The following is a 19,382-nucleotide window of genomic DNA, read 5'->3' as shown; positions in this document are numbered from 1 at the left end:
GAGTGAACTCCAGGTCAAGTTTTACTTTCTTGGAAACTCACGAGTATTTGCTCCAAACTCACGAGTAAAAGCGCGAAACTCACGAGTATTTGCTTCAAATTCACGAGTAAAAGCGCGAAACTCACGAGTATTTGCCCCAAACTCACGAGTAAAAGCGTGAAACTCACGAGTATTTGCTTCAAACTCACGAGTAAAAGCCCGAAATTCACGAGTATTTGTTCCAAACTCACGAGGGTGGGACTTATAAAAAGCAAAGTGCTGCTAAACTATCTTTCCATTGATTTAATTTAGGAACAAGCAAGAAAAGGGCGTTGATTTTGACGGGGCATTTTTTTTTTTATAGTTTCAAAGACTGAAAATTTGTATAATGGTTGAGATGGATAAGAGGTTTTAAAAATGAATGTACATATAGGAGGGGCATGGATGAGTAAGCTTAATGGCAGGACCGTTGCTTTATTGGGAGCGAGGAAAACGGAAGAACTTAGTAAAATCGTTCATAATCTTGGGGGAGTCCCGCTGGTTCGTCCAGCACAGGGGACGGTATTCCTTGATGATTCTCATTTGGAAGAGGATGTCACCCGTTTGATGGCAGGGGAGTTCGATTGGATCATCCTCACGACGGGAGTGGGGACGGAACTATTATATAATACGGCAGTGAAAATGGAAGCGGGAGATCGTTTCATAGAAGCTTTGCGGTCCATGAAAATTGCAGCTAGGGGTTATAAAACGGTGAATATGCTGAAAAAACTTGGCCTGCAGCCATTAATCCGTGATGATGATGGCAGTACGGCAGGGCTCGTTCGTAATCTGGAAGGCCATCTTTCCGGAGATGTAAAGGTCGCTTTGCAGCTTCACGGCGATCCGGCGCCGCTTTTGATGAACTGGTTGGATGAGCAAAAGGTGAAACATAAAGAAATTCTTCCATACGAGCATATACCGCCCGAAAAAGAAATGATGCAGCAGCTGATTCAAGAAATCCTTGAGGGCAAAATTGATTCCGTTGTGTTCACGAGTGCACCGCAGCCACGAAATTTAATGAGATTTGTCCGTGAACAAGGTGTGGAGGATAAGATAATCGACCTGTTTGCATCGGATGTAATTGCTCTTGCAGTCGGAAAGGTAACGGCGCAGGTGGTAATCGATGAAGGGATAGAGCGGGTCATATATCCTGAAGATCAACGGATGGGCAGTGCAATGGTGGAGCTGGTGAAATATTATCAGGGAATTGCAAGCAGATAGGGGTGAGTGTGGTATGACCAAGGGTAAGGTCTATTTTGTTGGTGCAGGTCCGGGTGATGTGGGCCTGATTACCGTAAAAGGTCAAAAAGAGATTGAAAAAGCGGATGTCATTTTATATGACAGATTGCTGAATCCCAAACTATTGGAGGCTGCGACCCTCGATTGTGAATTGATATATTGTGGTAAGACACCTTATGCGGATGGTATCAGTCAAGGGAACATCAATGAGCTGCTTGTGTCCAAAGCACTGGCGGGGCATCGGGTCGTCCGTTTGAAAGGCGGTGATCCCGCCGTTTTTGGAAGAGTCGGGGAGGAAGCGGAATCGTTGAAAGCTCAGGGTATCCCATTCGAAGTCATTCCGGGGGTTACGTCCAGCATTGCTGCATCCATGTACGCAGGAGTCCCCGTCACGCATCGGGATTATGGACGTTCATTTGCGATGGTGACGGGCCATGACCAAACGAAGAAGGATATAGATTGGAATGGGCTTGTGAATAGTATAGATACGGTTGCATTTTATATGGGTGTGGCAAACCTTCCGTATATCCGCGAAAATTTGATCAATCATGGAAAGCCGGGGGACACGCCGGCACTCGTCATTCAATGGGGCACTTATGGAAGACAGGAAACGGTCGAGGGGACCTTGGATGATATCGTCGAAAAGGTAAGTGGAAGGTCGCTTAGCAATCCGGCGATCACCCTGGTCGGGGATATCATTTCACTAAGGGGAAAACTGCAATGGTTCGAAAAGAAGCCACTATATGGTCAACGGTTTTTAGTGGCCCGGACCGGGACGGCAAAGAGTTCCTTGGCAGAAACGCTGCATGAACTTGGAGGCGATGTCATCGAGTTTCCTAAATGGAATGCGGCAAAAGTTGAAATAGAAGAAAGTCAGCTGATCTCTTTTCTTTCGAATGATCGAATCCTCTTCACTTCACCCGAAAGCGTCCATGGATTCTTGGATTCACTTACTGAACACGCTATTGATTTCCGCCGGATTTCTTCAAAACTTTATGTGATATCGCGGAAATCGAAGAAAGCTTTACAGCAACGTGGACTAATGGCCGAGCTCAAATCCGAGATGCCGGAAGCCGGAACACTGTTGGTCATTGGAGATCGAAACAAGGATCAGAGAGATCCGGCTCATGGGGAAGGAGACTATTTTCAAACCATCACTAAATTTGTTGATGGAAGATTCCTTGAAATCCTTCCGAGAATGCTAGACGGGAAAGCAGTCGGAACGGTACTTTTTTCGAATCAGCATTCAGTTGATATGCTGTTGGAATATGGGAAACAGGCAGACGTGGATATTGAAGGGCTGCTAAATCATGCCTCCATAGGGGTAATTGGGGAAAGTACTGGCAAAAGACTTAAAGACTATGGATTTAAAGTGGATATGATGCCCGAGGAACCGTCTGTTGAACAATTGGTGGCTTTGATCGTGAATAGGAATGGTTTTTAGGCTCTGAAAAAAACAGAGTCTTTTTCCTTTTTTTACCCAAAAGACCGGTGTTAAATGATATGATTTTCCTTTGGAAGGGAGTGTTTTCATGTTTAATATTGGCGATATTTTATGGCAATTATTCTATCTTGCTCTACTCGTTTTGTTAATCGTAATGGTTGTGAAGGTTGTCCGTTTCTTTATAAAACATATGACAAAAATGCATAACCTGGAAAATAAAGCGGATGAAGTAAATGAACGATTGAAAAAGAAGGATGATTGACGGCCATATATCCGGCTCATTTTCCCTGTTCTTTTTTCAGAAGAGCCAAGCTCCACGGGTACTTTCTTCGGATTGATTTTTCCATTCATCATGCCTTATCGATCCAAGTAAGGAAAATGAAAATACCAAATGGACGCTCACAGATTTTGAAAGGAAGGAATAAAAGTCTTTTATTCCTTCCCAGATTGGGTATATATATAAGTGACTTTTCTAGGGAGGCGAAGTAAATGAAACGCACATGGGAATTCGTATTAAGTATCATAGGCGTGAGTATCGCTGCGATTTCTTTAATCGTGACGATTATAACGGCAGTTTATCTCAACAGTATCGATATGACAGAAATGATGGACTACTCATTAATGTCAGACTCCGAGTTTTCGACGTCTGAGGTCGATATGTCAATCAAGTTTTTCATGGGCTTACTATGGGCGGGAATCATATCGCTGTTCATTGCCTTGGCAGGCGGCTTGATTGCTATCTTTCTATTAAAAGGCGGCAAAGCGAAGGCAGCCGGAATCTTATTGATCATTACGGGCATTCTGACGATCTTTCATGTTTGGCCGCTTATCTTCTTCATCGTGCCGGGAATCATGTGCCTGGCAAGGAAGACGAGGGAAACGGTGGAAGTGATCGTATGATCCAACACCATACATAGTTTGTGATTCAAAAACAAAGGAGCTGATCCGAAAATGCGGGTAAGCTCCTTTTGTGATGCAAGGATATTTTAGGGGAATATACCTATTTATACCTGCATTCACCAGTCTATCATGGTACTATTATTATAGATTTAAATATAAATAGACTGGAGTTCGATCGATGAAGATACCTTTAATGAAGATTGGGATAATGACCTGTTTGACACTCGGTTTGTTCAATGGACAGGCTGCTTTTGCAGAGTCCGGAATAACCAATGCGTGTTCATCATTTGGTGAAATCCAACCGAATGTAAATCCTTCCCATAAGCAGATTAACTGCTTACTGACGAATGCGGCAATAGAGACTGAAATCCCTCCTGAAGTGGTAAAAGCGGTGGCTACGCAGGAAAACGGGGATTGGAGGCAATTTAATGATGCGGGCAAACCGATTATATCCGGCGATGGCGGTATCGGTCTAATGCAGCTTACCAATAAAAGTGGGTATGACCAGAAAAGGCTGGAAAATGATATAGTCTACAATATCGAGGCTGGTGTCGAGGTGCTGGGCAGCATGTATTCTAGAAGGGATTTGCCCAAGATCGAAGGTGCAGGACGCAGGGTCATCGAAAATTGGTATTTCCCTGTCATGGCATACAATGGGACAAAGCCGGTTAACAGTCCTCTTTACCAGGAAAGCGGGAAAAGAAATGTGAATGCTTACCAAGAGGAAGTTTTTGCCGAATTGGAAAACCAAAGTTTTTTGAAAAGCACTAAACTGGCAATCTATCCATTCAGTACATTGGACTTTCAATATGATCGTGAAAGCACTGAAAATATCATCTTTAAAAAGTTGGAATACACACTGACCGACCAAACGCATGACTCTGTTTATTGGTTCATGCCAGAAGACAAAGTGGTGACGACATCCAACGCGAATATTAGGAAAGAAATAAACACTACGGTAGGTGCAGTGCTTGTGCCTCCAAATACAAGCTTGATCATCAAAGGGAATTTTGACTATCACGAATCTAAGGGAAATAAATTTGTCTTTTACCCCGTACAAACGGAAGACGGGAAGATTAAGGGGTATGTTTCATCAGCTTACATCTCCAATAGGCTATCGAGTGTCGTGCCTATCAAGGATACGAATGAACCTGTGATTTCAGGGGCAACAAATAAATCCATTCCTTTCAACTCGACTTTCAATCCTAAAACAAGCGTAAAGGCGAAGGATGATAAAGATGGTGACTTAACGAGTGCCATACGTGTGGATGGTAAGGTGGATACCAAGAAAGTGGGCACCTATAATTTGACGTATACGGTAGCTGACAAGGCTGGGAACTTTGCCAAGGTCACAAGGAAAATAGCCGTTTATGATCAAGTAAAGCCAGTGGTTTCCGGTGCCGGGAATAAAACCATCAAACTTAATTCTTCATTCAATCCAAAAACGAATGTGAGTGCCAAGGATAATGCCGATGGTAACTTGACCACTAAAATCAAAGTGGCGGGTACAGTGAATACGAAGAAAAAGGGGACCTATACATTGACGTATACGGTCACCGATCAATCGAAAAATACTGCTACAGTCACAAGAAAGATTACGATAGACAGCACCAAGCCAGTCATCTCGGGAGCCAAAAGTAAAACCATTGCCTATAACTCGACATTCAATCCTAAATCAGGCGTATCCGCTAAAGATAACCTGGATGGCAGCTTGACCAGTAAAATCAAGGTGACGGGTACGGTGAATACGAAGAAAAAGGGAATGTACACATTAAAGTATACAATCACTGATTCATCGAAAAATACTGCTACAGTGACCAGGAAGATCACAATCGACAGCACCAAGCCGGTCATTTCCGGAGCCAAAAGTAAAACCATTTCCATAAACTCGGGATTCAATCCTAAATCAGGTGTATCTGCGAAAGATAACCTGGATGGAAGTTTAACAAGTAAGATCAAAATAACAGGGACTGTGAATACAAAGAAAAAGGGTTCCTATACATTGACTTACACAGTTACGGATAAATCGCAGAACAAGGCAGAGGTAAAAAGGAAAATCACGGTTAAATAGATGGCAAAAAGGGATTCCGTTAATAATGGAATCCCTTTTTTGATGCATGAATGTTTTTGGCCGAAAGCCATGCATATATAATAGTAGAAAGTGTTCATTGAATGATCTTCAAGGGTGGAGTGGATATAGATAAAAATGTTATAATTGTAAATAGATGTAATGATAAGTGATCTGAAGGGAGATTGTTTATGGGCAAAGAACAGGGGCATGTAAACTGGATGGATCAGATTTTTAAGGATTATGAAAAGGACGGCGGACTGAAGAATAATCCTGGCTTTGGAAAACCGCTTCCGGAGTCGGTGCTATCAGGAAATATCTATGACAACTTCTTGACGAAGGCCAAGGATGCCGGTTACCTTCCGCTTTGGATAAAATGGCAAAAAGAAATTCGGGAAGAGCTATCCGAAGTGGTTCGATTGAAAAAAATGAATGGACCTGAATCGGAATTAATCAAACGAATTGACGATATAAATGAGAAAGTCCGTACATATAATGCGATTTGTCCTCCAAAGATGCAGCGCAGGGAAATAGAGTTGGAAAGCATCGAGATCCAGTATGAAAAATGGAAGTAATTGATAATGTGCAAAATGTGGGTATTTGTATGACGTGATCATGAAGGGATTATGATATAATTGCATGAATAAAAAACAGAGAGAGGGACTTCGATTGGAAAATAGAAAAGAAGTTTTTTCATGGATAAAAGCGATATTGATTGCAGTCATTCTAGCTTTTTTAATTCGAACGTATATTTTTGCACCGATTGTCGTGGACGGTGAGTCAATGATGCCGACCCTGCAAGACCACGAAAGGATTGTTCTTACCAAGTTTGGAACGAATATTGATAGTATCGACCGGTTTGATATTGTCGTTTTTCATGCAACGGCAGATAAAGATTATATAAAAAGGGTTATCGGTCTACCAGGTGACCATATTGAATATAAAGATGATATGCTTTATATTAATGGGAAAGCTTATGAAGAACCATACTTGGACAAATATAAGAACCAGATGGCAGGAGTGCCGCTGACTGAATCCTTCAAGCTCGAAGATATTACAGGCAGCATGACAGTTCCGGATGACCAGCTGTTCCTTATGGGGGATAATCGCCAAAATAGTTTGGATAGCCGTGAAATCGGCACGATTTCCGTCGATGAAATTGTCGGCAAGGCGAATCTAGTGTATTGGCCGATCAAGGAAATAAAAATTGTGAAATAAGAGGAAGCGGACTCGGTCATCGGGTCCGCTTTTGTTGCCGTCATTCATCGCGGAAAGGGGGAAACGTTGACTGCCATTGCGATATAAATCTTTCAACAAAAAACGTGTTCATTCTTCTTTTTTTTTCTTTTTTTATGAAAATCCACTCATTTGGGTTAATTTAGGTTATCCTATTAAAAAGAAGTAATCACGTTACCCAGGCCCGCATAGAAATTGGATTACTTTAAAAAAGGGTGCTGAGATGGAGTACTATAGATGGATATAGTAAAAGATTTAATTTCAAACTATGGTTATTTTGCGATATATGGACTGTTGGCCATTGGAATTATTGGCTTGCCGGTACCTGATGAGTTCATGTTGACTTTTGTCGGCTATTTGTCATCCATTTCCGTTTTGAATGTCCAGGGGGCATTCCTAGTCAGTTTCCTTGGATCGATATCCGGGATGCTTGTCAGTTATTTCATCGGGAAAAAGGTGGGTAAGCCTTTTTTGAGAAAGCATGGTAAATGGATCAGAATGACACCCGCGAGGTTGGAAAAACTGGAGAAATGGTTCAATAAATACGGTCCATGGACCATTATCATTGCCTATTTCATCCCAGGAGTTCGCCACTTCGCCAGTTACATATCCGGAATGAACGGAATGGGGAAACGAAAGTACTTTATATTTGCAGGTGCAGGGGCTTTCAGCTGGTGCTTGGTATTTACGACTTTTGGCTATTTCATTGGTGTGTTAACGTAACCGCCAAATTTCCATGTTATCAGAAAATCCCGTTTCTGGATTTCAGAAACGGGATTTTCCATTTCCACCTTTTATTATTGAGCAGAGTATCCGCCGTCGATGACGAGCTCGGCACCAGTAACGTATGAAGCGTCATCGGATGCTAGATAAAGCACGGCATTTGCAATATCCGCCGGCTGCCCCAAACGCTGTAATGGAGTTGCCTTGATCATTTGGTTCACTAACTCTTTTGACTCTTCTAATTTCTGTGTCATTGGTGTTTCGATGATACCAGGGAATACGGCATTAACACGGACGCCCATGCGGCCATATTGAGTTGCGGCAGCCTTGGAAATAGCACGAACGGCACCTTTAGAAGCTGAATAAGAGTTTAAGCCCATTCCGATTTGTGCAGTAAAGGAAGAAATGTTCACAACAGCGCCTTTACCTTCTTTAACCATGTAAGGAACAACATGTTTCATTCCAAGGAATGGTCCAAATCCATTAATGCTTAACATTAGCTGCCAATCGGCCAATGTCGTATCGTTAATTCCTTTTTCTGTCGAGATACCGGCATTGTTAACCAAAATGTCGATTTTGCCAAATTTAGCGATGACTTCATCCGTCACCTTTTTCCAGCTTTCATCTGAAGATACATCAAGGAAAGTACCATGTACGTTATCCAATTCGTTCACAGCTGCTACAGCTTTTTCATTGATATCAGCAGCAATGACTTGTGCTCCTTCTTTTGTGAATAGGTCGACCATTTCTCTTCCCATACCGGATGCTCCGCCAGTGATAATGGCTACTTTATTAGTCAATCTTCCCATCATGTTCACTCCTGTTTAGTTGATATAACGATGGATATATGTTCAGGCATAGTTCAAAAGTTATTTTATCAACGAGCAATACTATTACTCCATCATCAATCCGTCAAGCATTTTGTTTTCCCGCTTGCGAATGTTTTTTTCTGGCTGGATGAAAAGTAGAGGTATATCTGAAATTTTGCCGGAAAGTTGATATATTTAAATAACCGCTTCAATTTGAAGTCACTATCAATCTACAAATATTCAAATTTTGATTCCGTAGATTGTCAATATCAAAAATAGCCTAACAAGTTGTACTTTTAATGCAAAGTTTTGTGAACTTTTCAGACATGAAAAAGGGGGTCATCCATTTATGAATAACAGAATGTATCTTTCCTTGGCCATTCCGCTTACGATTTCGACGATGAGTACACCATTGCTCGGTGCGGTTGATACGGCTGTGGTTGGAAAGTTGAGTGATCCCGCTTATATAGGTGGGGTAGCTGTCGGAACCATTATCTTTAATACGATGTATTGGCTTTTTGGATTTCTTCGGGTCAGTACATCTGCCTTCGCTGCACAAGCTGAGGGGGCAAGGGATGACAAGCAGAGCCTGATGGCCTTGATTCGTCCTTTTTTCATAGCAGCAATCATCGGTCTTCTTTTTATCGTGATCCAAAAACCCATATTGAATGTTTCCCTAGGTGCAATCGGTCCGGAATCGAACGTTTCCTCCTTTGCCGCCGATTACTTCAGCATCCGGATATGGGGGGCACCTTTTGCATTATTGAACTATGTCATCTTAGGCTGGTTAATTGGGAAATCCAGGATAAAAACATCATTGTTCATACAAGTTTTCATGAACGTGATCAATATTATTTTGTGCCTCGTTTTTGTAAATGGCTTTTCATGGTCTGTATCAGGGGTTGCTGCCGCTTCATTGATATCAGAGATTGCCGCTTTTTTCCTGGGCTTGTGGGTGATTCGGAAAGCGGTCATCATACCTGATGCTTTTTCGTTCCGGGAGGCGTTCGATCATGCTTCCCTGAAAAAAATGATGGTGGTCAACAGGGATTTATTCATCAGGACCATTTGCCTGATTACGGTTTTCAATCTTTTTACGGCCAAAGGAGCCACTTTCGGGACAGAGACACTGGCGGCCAATGCCGTACTCATTCAGATTCATTACCTGATGGCCTATTGCTTTGATGGCTTCGCGAACGCGTCGAGTCTCCTGATTGGGAGGGCCATTGGTTCGAGAGATATACACCTTTATAAAAAAACGCTCTCACTTTCGGCGCGGTGGGGCTTGTATGCTTCGTTCATACTTGCCGGATCATACTATTTATTTAGCGATAAGGTCATTCTCCTTTTCACGAATATTCCAGGCGTCATCGACCTGGCCCATGAATACGGGCTTTGGATTGTCCTATTCCCTTTCACTGCCTTTATCGGACTCATTTTCTATGGAGTGTTTACCGGTGCGACTGAAGCCGTTCCTGTAAGGAACTCGATGCTCCTTGCACTATTGGCCTTTCTATGTGTCCAATTCATGGCAGTCCCTCACCATGGTAATCATGGATTATGGCTTGCATTCCTGGCGTTCAGTTTAGGACGTTCCTTGTTTTTAGCGTTATACATCCCAAGACTGAACCGAAAAGTAACAGAGTTGATGGATGAAGATAGCCTATTGAAAACACCCTCTTTTAATTAAAGAGGGTGTTTTTTTATTTATATAAGGAATTTTATCGGTAGTTTGACCTTAGCAATAATACGGGAATACGAAGAAAAAGGTAGCTACGCTTGGCGAATCAGATAGTAAAAGTGATAAAATGAAAAATATATATACAAGAGGAGTTGTCGTATTGTGAGTGAATTGAATTGGCGAGAAGAAGTTGAAAAACGGAAAATGGACTTATTACTGGACACACAAAACTTACTGAAAATAAAAAGTGTACTGGATGAAGAACATCCGACAGAGGAGGCCCCATTCGGTAAAGGGGTGAAGGAAGCCCTTGATTACATGCTTCAATTAGCCGAAAAAGACGGTTTTACCGTGAAAAATGTCGATAATGTCGCTGGCCATATTGAAATGGGTGAAGGCGAGGAGTTAATCGGGATATTATGCCATGTCGACGTGGTACCCGAAGGAGATGGATGGAGTTCGGATCCGTTTGGTGCTGAAATCCGTAATGGCCGCATATATGCTCGTGGGGCAATCGATGATAAAGGGCCGACGATGGCAGCCTATCATGCAATGAAGCTGGTCCGGGAGCTAGGGAAACCTTTGAACAAACGTGTGAGGATGATCATTGGAACGGATGAAGAATCGAACTGGCGCTGCGTTGACCGGTACTTTGAAGTGGAGGAAATGCCATCGATGGGCTTCGCGCCGGATGCTGACTTCCCGATCATCAGTGCGGAAAAGGGAATCTGGGATTTCTCGGTTATACACCCCGCCGATGCAGGAAATGGTACGAACTCAAACGTGAATGTCAAGGAATTTTCTTCAGGTAGAAGGACGAATATGGTACCGGATTTTGCTACGGCGATTGTGGAAGCGGCTAACCCTGCTGAAGTGGTGGCAAACTATCAGGATTATTTGCAAAAATACTCATTGAAGGGCCAAGCCGTTCCACAAAAAAATCAAGTGCTTCTTGAAATGAATGGTGTTTCGGCACACGCGATGGAACCGAAAAATGGCATTAATGCAGGTCTGCATTTAGCCGTATTTCTAGCTGATCTTACTCTTGATCCCCATGCTAAAGCTTACTTCACTTTCATCAAGGATCGCTTGTTTGAAGATTCCCGTGGAAATAATTTAGGCCTTGCATATTCGGATGAGCAAACAGGTGAATTGACAATCAATGCCGGCGTTTTCAATTATTCAAAACAAGGGGACAGCTCGATTGGTTTCAGTATGCGTTATCCGGTGACGTTTGAGTGGGAAGCGGAAAAGGCGGCATTGGAAGATAGGTTAGCGGCATATACTTTGAAAGTGAAGACCAATTCGCATTCCACTCCGCATTATGTGGACAGTGAAAGCTTCTTGATTAAGACTTTGCAGCAAGTTTATGAAGCGGAAACAGGTGAGAAAGCTGAACTCCTTTCCATTGGTGGCGGCACCTACGCCCGTTCATTGAAGGAAGGCGTTGCATTCGGTCCGCTTTTCCCTGGCAGCGAAGATATTGCGCATCAGAAAGATGAATATATTGATATTGAAGATATGCTTAAGGCTACGTCCATTTATGCACGTGCCATTCATGAATTGGCTAAATAAGAGGCAAAGAGGGAGAAAGACATGGGAAAAATCATTTTCAACGGCGACCTTAAAAGCAGGTCCGAAGTAAAGGTAGATATTGAAGACCGGGGATATCAATTCGGCGATGGCGTCTATGAAGTCATCCGGGTTTATAATGGCGAATTATTTGCGGGGGACATGCATCTGAACCGGCTGATGGACAGTGCGAAGTTGATTCAGATGAAAGTTCCCTTTACTGTAGCGGAAATCAAAGCCCGCATGAAAGAGCTGATCACTGAAGATCAACTGAAGGACGGCATCGTCTATATGCAGCTGACAAGGGGAGCATCGCCGCGTACACACTCTTTTCCAACTACAGAGGTGGAACCGGTCTTTGTTGCCTATACCAAGGAAATTCCTTATACAGGAAAAATGAAGCCAGGGGTCAAGGCCGTTACGACCGACGATATACGCTGGCTTCGCTGTAATATCAAAAGTTTAAATCTACTGGGTAATATAATGGCTAAACAGCAAGCGGTCGAAGCTGGTTGTGATGAAGCGATCCAGCATCGTGATGGTACGGTGACGGAGGGAAGTTCGTCCAATGTTTCAATCGTGGTGGATGGGCTAATTAAAACACATCCGGCCACCAACTTGATCCTGAATGGAATCACCCGTCAGGTAATGCTGAAACTTTGCACAGATCATGGAATTCCCTATGTCGAAGAAGCCTTTACGGTCGAGGACATGATGGCAGCAGATGAAGTCCTTTATACGAGCACAAGCGTCGAAGTGACTCCAATTATTAATATTGATGGCCAATCGATTGCAGCCGGGGAACCCGGTCCGATAACCCAAAGACTGCAAAAACTGTTTTCCGAGGAAATCGAGAAGCAATGCGGTACCCTTAAATAGATCAAAGTCCCCTTTGCCGCAATCGGCAAGGGGTTTTTATTATTCAGCAATTACTCGGAATGAATCTTGCATGTCCAGACATTTTCATTGCCTGACTTCAAGTCTGAAGTGAAATAAATCATGTCCGGATCCCTTTTTACATGCCTCCGTTCACCCCCTCCTTATGCAGTTTAATTCAGTTTGAACTTCCCCGATTTTCCTTTTTGACATTTTCAAGATCCAGGAATATACTTGCTAATAACTTAAAAAGTTTACCTGTTGCAACAATTTGAGTTGCGTGTAAAAAGGAGTAGAGATAGATATGTCCGATGTATTGCATCATTCTTCTTCGAGAGGAATCAAAAAACTGCTTCCCTATCTAGGGCCGGCCTTCATAGCAGCTGTTGCCTATATTGATCCAGGGAATTATGCTACCAATATCACAGCCGGATCTAAATATGGCTATACGTTATTATGGGTTATCTTCGCATCCAATTTAATGGCTGTGCTAATTCAATCACTATCAGCTAAATTGGGGATAGCCACGGGAAAGAACCTTCCTGAGTTATGCAGGGAGAGATTTTCGAAAAAGACATCTTTCTTATTATGGATTCAGGCCGAAGCCGTTATAATGGCAACCGACTTAGCTGAATTCATAGGAGCGGCACTAGGAATTTATTTGTTATTTGACTTACCGCTTATTACATCGGCCATCATTGCAGCGATTGGTTCTTTTGCCATTTTGGAAATCCAGCGCAGAGGTTTTCGAACATTCGAAGCCTTGATCACGGTCATGATATTTGTTGTGGTGATTGCCTTTGGTGCTCAAGTTTTTTATGCAAAACCTGACACTTCAGCCATTGTTTTAGGACTCTTCACTCCAAAATTCGAGGGAGTGGACAGTATATTACTATCGGCGGGTATGCTTGGAGCTACCGTTATGCCACATGCGATTTACCTTCATTCCTCTTTAACTCAAAAGCGAATTGTCGGTAAAAACGATTTGGAAAGAAAAAGAATTTTTCGTTTTGAACTAATTGATATTGTCATCGCCATGTTGATCGCAGGCGGAATCAATGCCGCCATGGTCATTGTTTCAGCTGCCCTATTTCATAAGAATGGAATGCTTGTAGAGGATTTGGATGTTGCCTATCAACAATTCGGTGCCATGCTTGGACCATCAGTCGCGATGTTTTTTGGAATAGGATTATTAATTGCCGGTTTATCCAGCTCATCAGTCGGTGTAATGACAGGAGATGTGGTCATGCAGGGATTCATTAAGAGACATATACCGATTTATTTGAGAAGGATCATTACGACCGTTCCGCCTCTGCTGATAATATTATGGGGAGTGAATCCATCTAAAGCACTTGTGATGAGCCAAGTAGTACTCTCGTTTGGCATCGCATTTGCCTTAGTGCCATTGATCATGTTTACAAGCAATAAGAAAATCATGGGGAACCTGGTCAATCATAAAATCACCTCAAGCATTGCTTGGCTTATTGCCGTACTTATCATCGGACTGAACTTGTTCCTGCTTTACGAAACGCTGTTCAGCTAAACGGCACAAAAAGACCAATATTGAACTGCATCCCAATCGTTAGAAAACATCTAACAATCGGGGTGCAGTTTTTAAATCCGTCCTAACGCGTGATCATCCGTCCTTGCGCATGTATCAATAATCCGCCATAGCTTCGTTCACAGGATGGAAGACTGGGAATATACCAGTTTTTTTGATGGAGGGAATATTTATAAGGATGTCCATGAAAAGGTATATACATTGGAAATATGGTAAAATTAAAGGGAAAATAGGAAGGAATGTATTTGACCATGAATACTCATTTTTTCTTTGCTTTAGTATTACCTGATGATATCAAGTCCTATTTAAATGCTGTTACGGAACAACTTAAGTTAGACTTTCCATTTAAGAAATGGCTGCATCCAGCCGATTATCATATTACGATGGCTTTTTTGGGCAATGCTCCCGATACATTGAAAAAGGATGCTTTGGGGCGTGTGGAAAGCGAGCTTGCCAATGAGGCCTCATTCGGTTTGGAACTCGGCGATATCGGCGGTTTCGGCAAGAGTGATAGTCCAAGGATTCTATGGGCAGGTGTTAAGCAGCAAGAAAGGCTTTTTACCATTCAAAGGAAAATCTATAATTCCTGTGTCGGGGCAGGTTTTGAACTTGATAAAAAGCCGTTTAAGCCTCATATAACGCTAGCAAGGAAATTCGAGGGGGTAAGTCCCTTTTCGTTGGAGAGCGTCCGGCAGATAGCGGATTTGGAGGATAAGCATTTTGAAGCAGACCAGGTTGCGTTATATCAAACACATCTTGGAGCTTCTCCTTCATATGAGAAGATTTTCGCGATAAACCTCCAAAAATAGAGAGAGATGGTGGTGGTCGAATGGCACAGCTCATAAAGATGCAGGATTATATTTCCCGGTATGAGCAGGATATTTATCGATATCCAACACAATTTGCCCGGTTGAAAAAACAGCAATGGGATAAATTGAAGGCTGCTTATGAAGCGGGCGAGCTAGATCGGCTCTATAGTGAACATGCTGAAAGTGAAACACAGGTCAAATTTGATACGCCTCGGGAAGAGTCAAAGGGCCTGTTTAAAAAGGTGAAAGGCATATTCCCCCGGACAGGAAAACAGGACGCAAAGGCAGATGAGCTGCTCATACCGAACCAGATTGAAAATACTAATGTTTTTTCATTAAGATTTCCGTTCCGTCCGGCCAGTCTGGATGAATTGAAGCAGAATTTTTTAAATCAATTGCTCCGCTTTCAAATGAAATGGGGAAGTTCTACGCTTCATGAAAAGTCATTTGTGGACCAATCATTCTTTTTGGATGAAAGGCTCCGCTTTTTTCTGCAACGTTTTCCGGATACGTTTCTCGTATTATATAAACCTATCTTTCTATTGAAAAATGCACCAGTTGAAGTCGATGTCATTTTATTGACCCCTGTTGATGCTTGGTGCATCACTTTTCTGGAAGCGGAAGAAAACGCTGCTTTCATCGGTTCGGGTGACCGGTTCTGGGTCCGCATGCATCATAAGCATCCTGATAAAAAAGTGCTCAACCCCATGCTTGGCGCAAATCGGATGGCGAACATCGTTTCCCGGGTATTTGAGCTTTATGAAGTGAACGTACCGATTAAAAAGGTGATTCTATCCCGGAATGGTTATGTGGATTATCCCGAAACTCCTTATGATATTACGATATTGGATAAAAGGACCTTCCCGGAATGGTTTGAAAGGATGCGGGCAATTTCATCTCCTCTTAAGGCACAGCAGCTAAAAGGGGCGCAGGCATTGCTTGAATATTGTCAAACTACATCGAGCATGCGACCTGAATGGGATGCTGAATATAACCAAACAGAGGAAAATGAGCATGCAGAACCTTAATGATACGCTGTATTTCATTGTCAATCCAATGGCTGGAAATGAAGAGAGTTTGAAGATTTGGAAAAAAGCCGAGGAAATACTGAATTCAAAAGCTGTTCCCCATAAGGTTTTTTTTACGGAGGAAAAGGGTCATGCGCTAAGATTGACGAAGGAAATTCTTTCAGGGACGAATCAGGAAACCCGGATGATCGCTGTCGGGGGAGATGGAACGGTCAATGAAATGATAAATGGCGCGATTGGTTTTCCTCATGCAATCATCGGCTCCCTTGCGGCTGGATCTGGCAATGATTATGTAAGGGGCATTCAAAAAACTGAGAGTGTGGAAGAAGCGCTTTCTCTATTTCAGGATAACGCCTTTAGTGCCGTTGATATTGGACAGTTCGAGACGAATGGTAAGGTTGGTTATTTTATTAACAGCCTGGGAATGGGCATTGATGCTGAAATTTCAGCTGAAGCAGACCGTTCGCCTCTGAAAAAATGGTTTAATTTTGTCAGAGCGGGTAAATTAATTTATCTGTTCATTTTTATAAAAAATATTTTCTTACCAGCCCAGCTGTATGGAATTGATCATTGATGGAAATCGGCATCTTTTGAAAAAGGTATGGTTCATCGTCATTGCGAACCAGCCCTACTTTGGCGGTGGCATGAATATTTCACCGATGTCAAAGCTGGATGATGGCAGTCTGAATGTGATTGTCGTCCATGATATTACAATGTTGAAATTATTGACCGTATTCATCACCGTTTTATGGGGCGGTCACCTAAACATTAAAAATGTTGATTCTTTTTCTGGTGAAAGGATAAAAATGAAGAACCACGGGTCAGTGAAAATCCAGTCTGATGGGGAAATTGTTGGAATGGGTGAAGTAGCTGCAGTGGTTCTGAAAGAGAAAATTCGCGTCATGTTCAAGGATGATATTCCAAACAAAAATATGAAATGATTTATTTGTTTTTGTTTTATGCGTATAATCGTTTTATAGTACTTGACGAAGAAACCGTTTTTCAACTAAAATTTAATTTATGGCTATTGTTTAATTGCTCAATAGCTATTTTTTTATTTCTCTAAAATGAGGATGTTTTTAATTGCGGGTATCATCCCGATGCAAGTATAAATGCAGCTTCGCCGGCAGGCGGATTTTTTATTAAACATGGACTCAAAGTAGTGGTAATACATACACTAGGTGAACGTACCCACATTTGTATGATTAAGCGAGGAAATCGAAGGTGAACCAGTTGGAACATTTATTAGGTCAGGAGTGGGATATATCCCCTGCTGGAGGAGCTACGGGAGAAGCCTTTATTGCCGAGAAAGAGGGGCAGAAGCTCTTCCTTAAACGAAATTCATCGCCATTTTTAGCTGTTCTTTCAGCTGAGGGCATTGTTCCAAAGTTAATGTGGACAAAACGCCTGGAAAATGGGGATGTAATTACGGCCCAGCATTGGATGGAAGGCAGGGAGCTATCTCAGCAGGAAATGAACAATATAAGAGTCGCAAAGCTGCTTCAAAAAATTCATCAATCCGATCCTTTGTTAAGCATGCTCAAAAGGCTTGGGAAATCCCCTTTACGACCTGAAAGTATACTTACAGACATAGAAACCGGGTTATCTTCGGATGTTACGGATATTCCGATTATCAAGCAGGCCATCCATTTTTTACAGAATAATCTCCTGTTGATTGAATGCGACGAAAAAGTCGTCTGTCATTGTGATGTGAACCATAATAATTGGCTCATGACCGAAACCGACGGATTGTTCCTAATTGATTGGGACGGAGCGGTCATTGGCGATCCGGCCATTGACCTCGGCGTACTCCTGTATTCATATGTCCCAAGGGAAGAATGGAATCAATGGCTTGCCCGTTACGGCAAGAAGCTTGACGCAGGCCTGGAGATGAGGATGAAATGGCACACGGTTTCACAACTAGTGCTTTCCATCCAATGGCATCATCGTAGAAAGCGGTACGAGGAAAGAAATGAATTACTGCAAAAACTTGAAGCAATATTGATGGTTGGCTGATCAGAATTGATCTATATCATCCACCCACTGGGACAAGTCGTTCTGGTGGGTTGAAATATGTGCTTCTAAATCGGCGGTACCGATGCCTGTCTGGCTATATTCGTAAATCTCCGTCAGTATCGTTTTTACATTGCTGTCAATATCCATATTGACCATTAAGGATTTGACGAGCCTTTCAACCTGTTCACATTCAGAAACGGATCCGCAGCAATCTGTTTGATGATTGGTTAATATATCTTTTAATAGTGACATTTGATGTTCATGGGAAAGCGGCATATAATACCTCTCCTATCTTAAATATGGATTCAAGGGGTTCCCAGGTGGTTCTCGCCTGCCCTTCACTTATTTATGGTGTGTTTTGCGGAAAGTTTTATACATGAAAACTACAGAGACTGTCGCCTGGATGGCCGGCAGTTTTTTTATTTGTCAGTGGGTGCATGCAGGCTTTTCCTGAAAAAATCATCTTGCAGGAATCCATCCACTCGTGTTATGGTTTGAACGATTATATTATAAATAGGGGTGTCATCATGCGTTTAAGAAATAAACCTTGGGCTGAAGACCGTTTGAATGATTTTCCACAATATGTAATTCAGCAGCCAGTGAGCCATAAAGGTAAATGGCATGAAGTTTTCGGTAACGATAATCCGTTGTATATTGAAGTGGGTACGGGGAAAGGCCGTTTCATTACAGAAATGGCAAAAGCCCATCCTGATGTGAATTTCATTGGAATTGAAGTATATAGAAGTGTCATTGTAGCTGCATTGGACTTGCTGATTGAAGCGGATGTTCCAAATTTAAAGCTGTTGAATGTTGACGCAGCGAACTTAGGGGAATATTTTGCAAAAGGTGACGTGGATCGCGTCTACTTGAATTTCTCTGATCCGTGGCCGAAATCGCGTCATGCAAAACGTCGGTTAACGTATAAGACATTCCTCGAAGTATATGAAGGCATCCTGCCAGACAAAGGCGAGATTCACTTCAAGACGGATAACCAAGGGTTATTCGAATCTTCCTTGAAGAGTATTTCCGAATACGGCATGCTCTTGAAATATGTAAGCCTTGATCTGCATAACAGCAGTTTTGAAGGTAATATCATGACAGAATATGAAGAAAAGTTCTCGAGTAAAGGCAACCGGATATACCGCTTGGAAGCAATGTTCCAATAATCATTCGATCAGAAACCAGGTGCACAGCATCTGGTTTTTTATTTTGTTTAAGCCGAATAAAATTTCATAAGTTCACACCAATTAAATGCTGCCATATACATGTCCAACAAAGTTAATAAGCAAGGATGTCAAGGAAACTCAACGGAGGTTTAGATAGAAATATATCCACCATTTCGTCTACCATGAACCATGTTTGCCTTTGTGATGGCTCTTTCGTTTGGGGGAAATCATAAAGG

At 42.3% G+C, this 19,382-nt stretch carries 21 protein-coding genes; 18 read left to right on the top strand and 3 right to left on the bottom strand.

What is annotated here, in order from left to right:
* Positions 1-14: 14 nt before the first annotated feature.
* A complete protein-coding gene (locus tag ABIE66_RS20445) occupies positions 15-230 on the bottom strand; it encodes a hypothetical protein (RefSeq protein WP_370016085.1) in 216 nt (71 codons plus the stop codon).
* Between the two features lie 193 nt (positions 231-423).
* Between ABIE66_RS20445 and ABIE66_RS20440 the strand changes: the two genes are divergently transcribed.
* From ABIE66_RS20440 to ABIE66_RS20405, 8 genes are all read left to right on the top strand, one after another.
* A complete protein-coding gene (locus tag ABIE66_RS20440; protein ID WP_370016084.1) occupies positions 424-1,239 on the top strand; it encodes a uroporphyrinogen-III synthase in 816 nt (271 codons plus the stop codon).
* Positions 1,240-1,252: 13 nt separating this feature from the next.
* Positions 1,253-2,701: a uroporphyrinogen-III C-methyltransferase gene (gene cobA / locus ABIE66_RS20435; RefSeq protein WP_370016083.1), complete on the top strand. Its 1,449-nt coding sequence runs from the start codon at positions 1,253-1,255 to the stop codon at positions 2,699-2,701.
* Between the two features lie 88 nt (positions 2,702-2,789).
* Complete coding sequence (locus ABIE66_RS20430; protein WP_289315302.1) at positions 2,790-2,963, top strand: hypothetical protein; 174 nt, start codon at positions 2,790-2,792, stop codon at positions 2,961-2,963.
* 227 nt (positions 2,964-3,190) lie between these two features.
* Positions 3,191-3,601, top strand: a complete 411-nt coding sequence (locus tag ABIE66_RS20425) for a DUF4064 domain-containing protein (protein WP_370016082.1) — start codon at positions 3,191-3,193, stop codon at positions 3,599-3,601.
* Positions 3,602-3,779: 178 nt separating this feature from the next.
* Positions 3,780-5,672 (top strand): immunoglobulin-like domain-containing protein, encoded by a 1,893-nt coding sequence (locus tag ABIE66_RS20420; RefSeq protein ID WP_370016081.1) that lies wholly within the window; start codon positions 3,780-3,782, stop codon positions 5,670-5,672.
* Between the two features lie 188 nt (positions 5,673-5,860).
* Entirely contained in the window at positions 5,861-6,244 is a 384-nt protein-coding gene (locus ABIE66_RS20415; RefSeq protein ID WP_370016080.1) for a DnaJ family domain-containing protein, read from the top strand.
* A 64-nt stretch (positions 6,245-6,308) separates the two neighbouring features.
* A complete protein-coding gene (lepB, locus tag ABIE66_RS20410) occupies positions 6,309-6,887 on the top strand; it encodes a signal peptidase I (protein ID WP_289326063.1) in 579 nt (192 codons plus the stop codon).
* A 255-nt stretch (positions 6,888-7,142) separates the two neighbouring features.
* Positions 7,143-7,628, top strand: coding sequence for a DedA family protein (locus ABIE66_RS20405; protein ID WP_289326062.1), 486 nt, complete (start codon positions 7,143-7,145; stop codon positions 7,626-7,628).
* Positions 7,629-7,702: 74 nt separating this feature from the next.
* Here the strand turns inward: ABIE66_RS20405 and ABIE66_RS20400 are convergent, their stop codons facing one another.
* Positions 7,703-8,437, bottom strand: a complete 735-nt coding sequence (locus ABIE66_RS20400; protein ID WP_289326061.1) for an SDR family NAD(P)-dependent oxidoreductase — start codon at positions 8,435-8,437, stop codon at positions 7,703-7,705.
* Positions 8,438-8,786: 349 nt separating this feature from the next.
* Here ABIE66_RS20400 and ABIE66_RS20395 point away from each other — a divergent pair, with 349 nt between their 5' ends.
* The 9 genes from ABIE66_RS20395 (at position 8,787) to ABIE66_RS20355 (ending at position 17,980) form a co-directional block, all read left to right on the top strand.
* Positions 8,787-10,127 carry an MATE family efflux transporter gene (locus ABIE66_RS20395; protein WP_370016079.1) on the top strand — a complete coding sequence of 447 codons (1,341 nt, stop codon included), beginning with the start codon at positions 8,787-8,789 and terminating at the stop codon, positions 10,125-10,127.
* A 153-nt stretch (positions 10,128-10,280) separates the two neighbouring features.
* Positions 10,281-11,693, top strand: coding sequence for a dipeptidase PepV (pepV, locus tag ABIE66_RS20390; protein ID WP_370016078.1), 1,413 nt, complete (start codon positions 10,281-10,283; stop codon positions 11,691-11,693).
* A 21-nt stretch (positions 11,694-11,714) separates the two neighbouring features.
* Positions 11,715-12,569, top strand: coding sequence for a D-amino-acid transaminase (gene dat, locus ABIE66_RS20385; RefSeq protein WP_370016077.1), 855 nt, complete (start codon positions 11,715-11,717; stop codon positions 12,567-12,569).
* 301 nt (positions 12,570-12,870) lie between these two features.
* Entirely contained in the window at positions 12,871-14,109 is a 1,239-nt protein-coding gene (locus ABIE66_RS20380; RefSeq protein WP_353957920.1) for an Nramp family divalent metal transporter, read from the top strand.
* A 269-nt stretch (positions 14,110-14,378) separates the two neighbouring features.
* Positions 14,379-14,936 carry an RNA 2',3'-cyclic phosphodiesterase gene (gene thpR / locus ABIE66_RS20375; protein ID WP_370016076.1) on the top strand — a complete coding sequence of 186 codons (558 nt, stop codon included), beginning with the start codon at positions 14,379-14,381 and terminating at the stop codon, positions 14,934-14,936.
* Between the two features lie 20 nt (positions 14,937-14,956).
* Positions 14,957-15,964, top strand: coding sequence for an NERD domain-containing protein (locus ABIE66_RS20370; protein ID WP_370016075.1), 1,008 nt, complete (start codon positions 14,957-14,959; stop codon positions 15,962-15,964).
* Positions 15,945-16,538 carry a diacylglycerol/lipid kinase family protein gene (locus ABIE66_RS20365; RefSeq protein ID WP_370016074.1) on the top strand — a complete coding sequence of 198 codons (594 nt, stop codon included), beginning with the start codon at positions 15,945-15,947 and terminating at the stop codon, positions 16,536-16,538. Before ABIE66_RS20370 ends, ABIE66_RS20365 begins: the two co-directional genes overlap by 20 nt.
* Complete coding sequence (locus ABIE66_RS20360) at positions 16,522-16,905, top strand: diacylglycerol/lipid kinase family protein (RefSeq protein ID WP_370016073.1); 384 nt, start codon at positions 16,522-16,524, stop codon at positions 16,903-16,905. The genes ABIE66_RS20365 and ABIE66_RS20360 overlap by 17 nt, the downstream gene beginning before the upstream one ends.
* Positions 16,906-17,197: 292 nt before the next feature.
* The gene (locus ABIE66_RS20355) at positions 17,198-17,980 is read left to right on the top strand and encodes a phosphotransferase family protein (RefSeq protein ID WP_289326055.1); all 783 of its coding nucleotides are present in this window, start codon (positions 17,198-17,200) and stop codon (positions 17,978-17,980) included.
* Here the strand turns inward: ABIE66_RS20355 and ABIE66_RS20350 are convergent, their stop codons facing one another.
* A complete protein-coding gene (locus tag ABIE66_RS20350) occupies positions 17,981-18,256 on the bottom strand; it encodes a YtzH-like family protein (protein WP_289326054.1) in 276 nt (91 codons plus the stop codon).
* Between the two features lie 251 nt (positions 18,257-18,507).
* Here ABIE66_RS20350 and trmB point away from each other — a divergent pair, with 251 nt between their 5' ends.
* Positions 18,508-19,146 carry a tRNA (guanosine(46)-N7)-methyltransferase TrmB gene (trmB, locus tag ABIE66_RS20345; RefSeq protein WP_289315315.1) on the top strand — a complete coding sequence of 213 codons (639 nt, stop codon included), beginning with the start codon at positions 18,508-18,510 and terminating at the stop codon, positions 19,144-19,146.
* The last annotated feature ends 236 nt before the right edge of the window (positions 19,147-19,382 follow it).

Origin of the sequence: Peribacillus sp. B2I2 (genome assembly GCF_041261685.1) — a bacterium.
Classification (GTDB): Bacteria; Bacillota; Bacilli; order Bacillales; family DSM-1321; genus Peribacillus.
The sequence above is the reverse complement of the archived record's forward strand: the minus strand, read 5'-3'. Positions and strand labels throughout refer to the sequence as shown.

Bases quoted from the DNA above. Each gene is read 5' to 3' on its own strand.
- ABIE66_RS20370 (WP_370016075.1), top strand. From the start codon at position 14,957: ATGGCACAGCTCATAAAGATGCAGGATTATATTTCCCGGTATGAGCAG.
- ABIE66_RS20430 (WP_289315302.1), top strand. From the start codon at position 2,790: ATGTTTAATATTGGCGATATTTTATGGCAATTATTCTATCTTGCTCTA.
- ABIE66_RS20350 (WP_289326054.1), bottom strand. From the start codon at position 18,256: ATGCCGCTTTCCCATGAACATCAAATGTCACTATTAAAAGATATATTA.
- ABIE66_RS20395 (WP_370016079.1), top strand. From the start codon at position 8,787: ATGAATAACAGAATGTATCTTTCCTTGGCCATTCCGCTTACGATTTCG.
- ABIE66_RS20380 (WP_353957920.1), top strand. From the start codon at position 12,871: ATGTCCGATGTATTGCATCATTCTTCTTCGAGAGGAATCAAAAAACTG.
- dat (WP_370016077.1), top strand. From the start codon at position 11,715: ATGGGAAAAATCATTTTCAACGGCGACCTTAAAAGCAGGTCCGAAGTA.
- trmB (WP_289315315.1), top strand. From the start codon at position 18,508: ATGCGTTTAAGAAATAAACCTTGGGCTGAAGACCGTTTGAATGATTTT.
- ABIE66_RS20425 (WP_370016082.1), top strand. From the start codon at position 3,191: ATGAAACGCACATGGGAATTCGTATTAAGTATCATAGGCGTGAGTATC.
- ABIE66_RS20400 (WP_289326061.1), bottom strand. From the start codon at position 8,437: ATGGGAAGATTGACTAATAAAGTAGCCATTATCACTGGCGGAGCATCC.
- lepB (WP_289326063.1), top strand. From the start codon at position 6,309: ATGAATAAAAAACAGAGAGAGGGACTTCGATTGGAAAATAGAAAAGAA.
- cobA (WP_370016083.1), top strand. From the start codon at position 1,253: ATGACCAAGGGTAAGGTCTATTTTGTTGGTGCAGGTCCGGGTGATGTG.
- ABIE66_RS20360 (WP_370016073.1), top strand. From the start codon at position 16,522: ATGGAATTGATCATTGATGGAAATCGGCATCTTTTGAAAAAGGTATGG.
- ABIE66_RS20420 (WP_370016081.1), top strand. From the start codon at position 3,780: ATGAAGATACCTTTAATGAAGATTGGGATAATGACCTGTTTGACACTC.
- ABIE66_RS20405 (WP_289326062.1), top strand. From the start codon at position 7,143: ATGGATATAGTAAAAGATTTAATTTCAAACTATGGTTATTTTGCGATA.
- ABIE66_RS20440 (WP_370016084.1), top strand. From the start codon at position 424: ATGAGTAAGCTTAATGGCAGGACCGTTGCTTTATTGGGAGCGAGGAAA.
- ABIE66_RS20415 (WP_370016080.1), top strand. From the start codon at position 5,861: ATGGGCAAAGAACAGGGGCATGTAAACTGGATGGATCAGATTTTTAAG.
- ABIE66_RS20365 (WP_370016074.1), top strand. From the start codon at position 15,945: ATGAGCATGCAGAACCTTAATGATACGCTGTATTTCATTGTCAATCCA.
- thpR (WP_370016076.1), top strand. From the start codon at position 14,379: ATGAATACTCATTTTTTCTTTGCTTTAGTATTACCTGATGATATCAAG.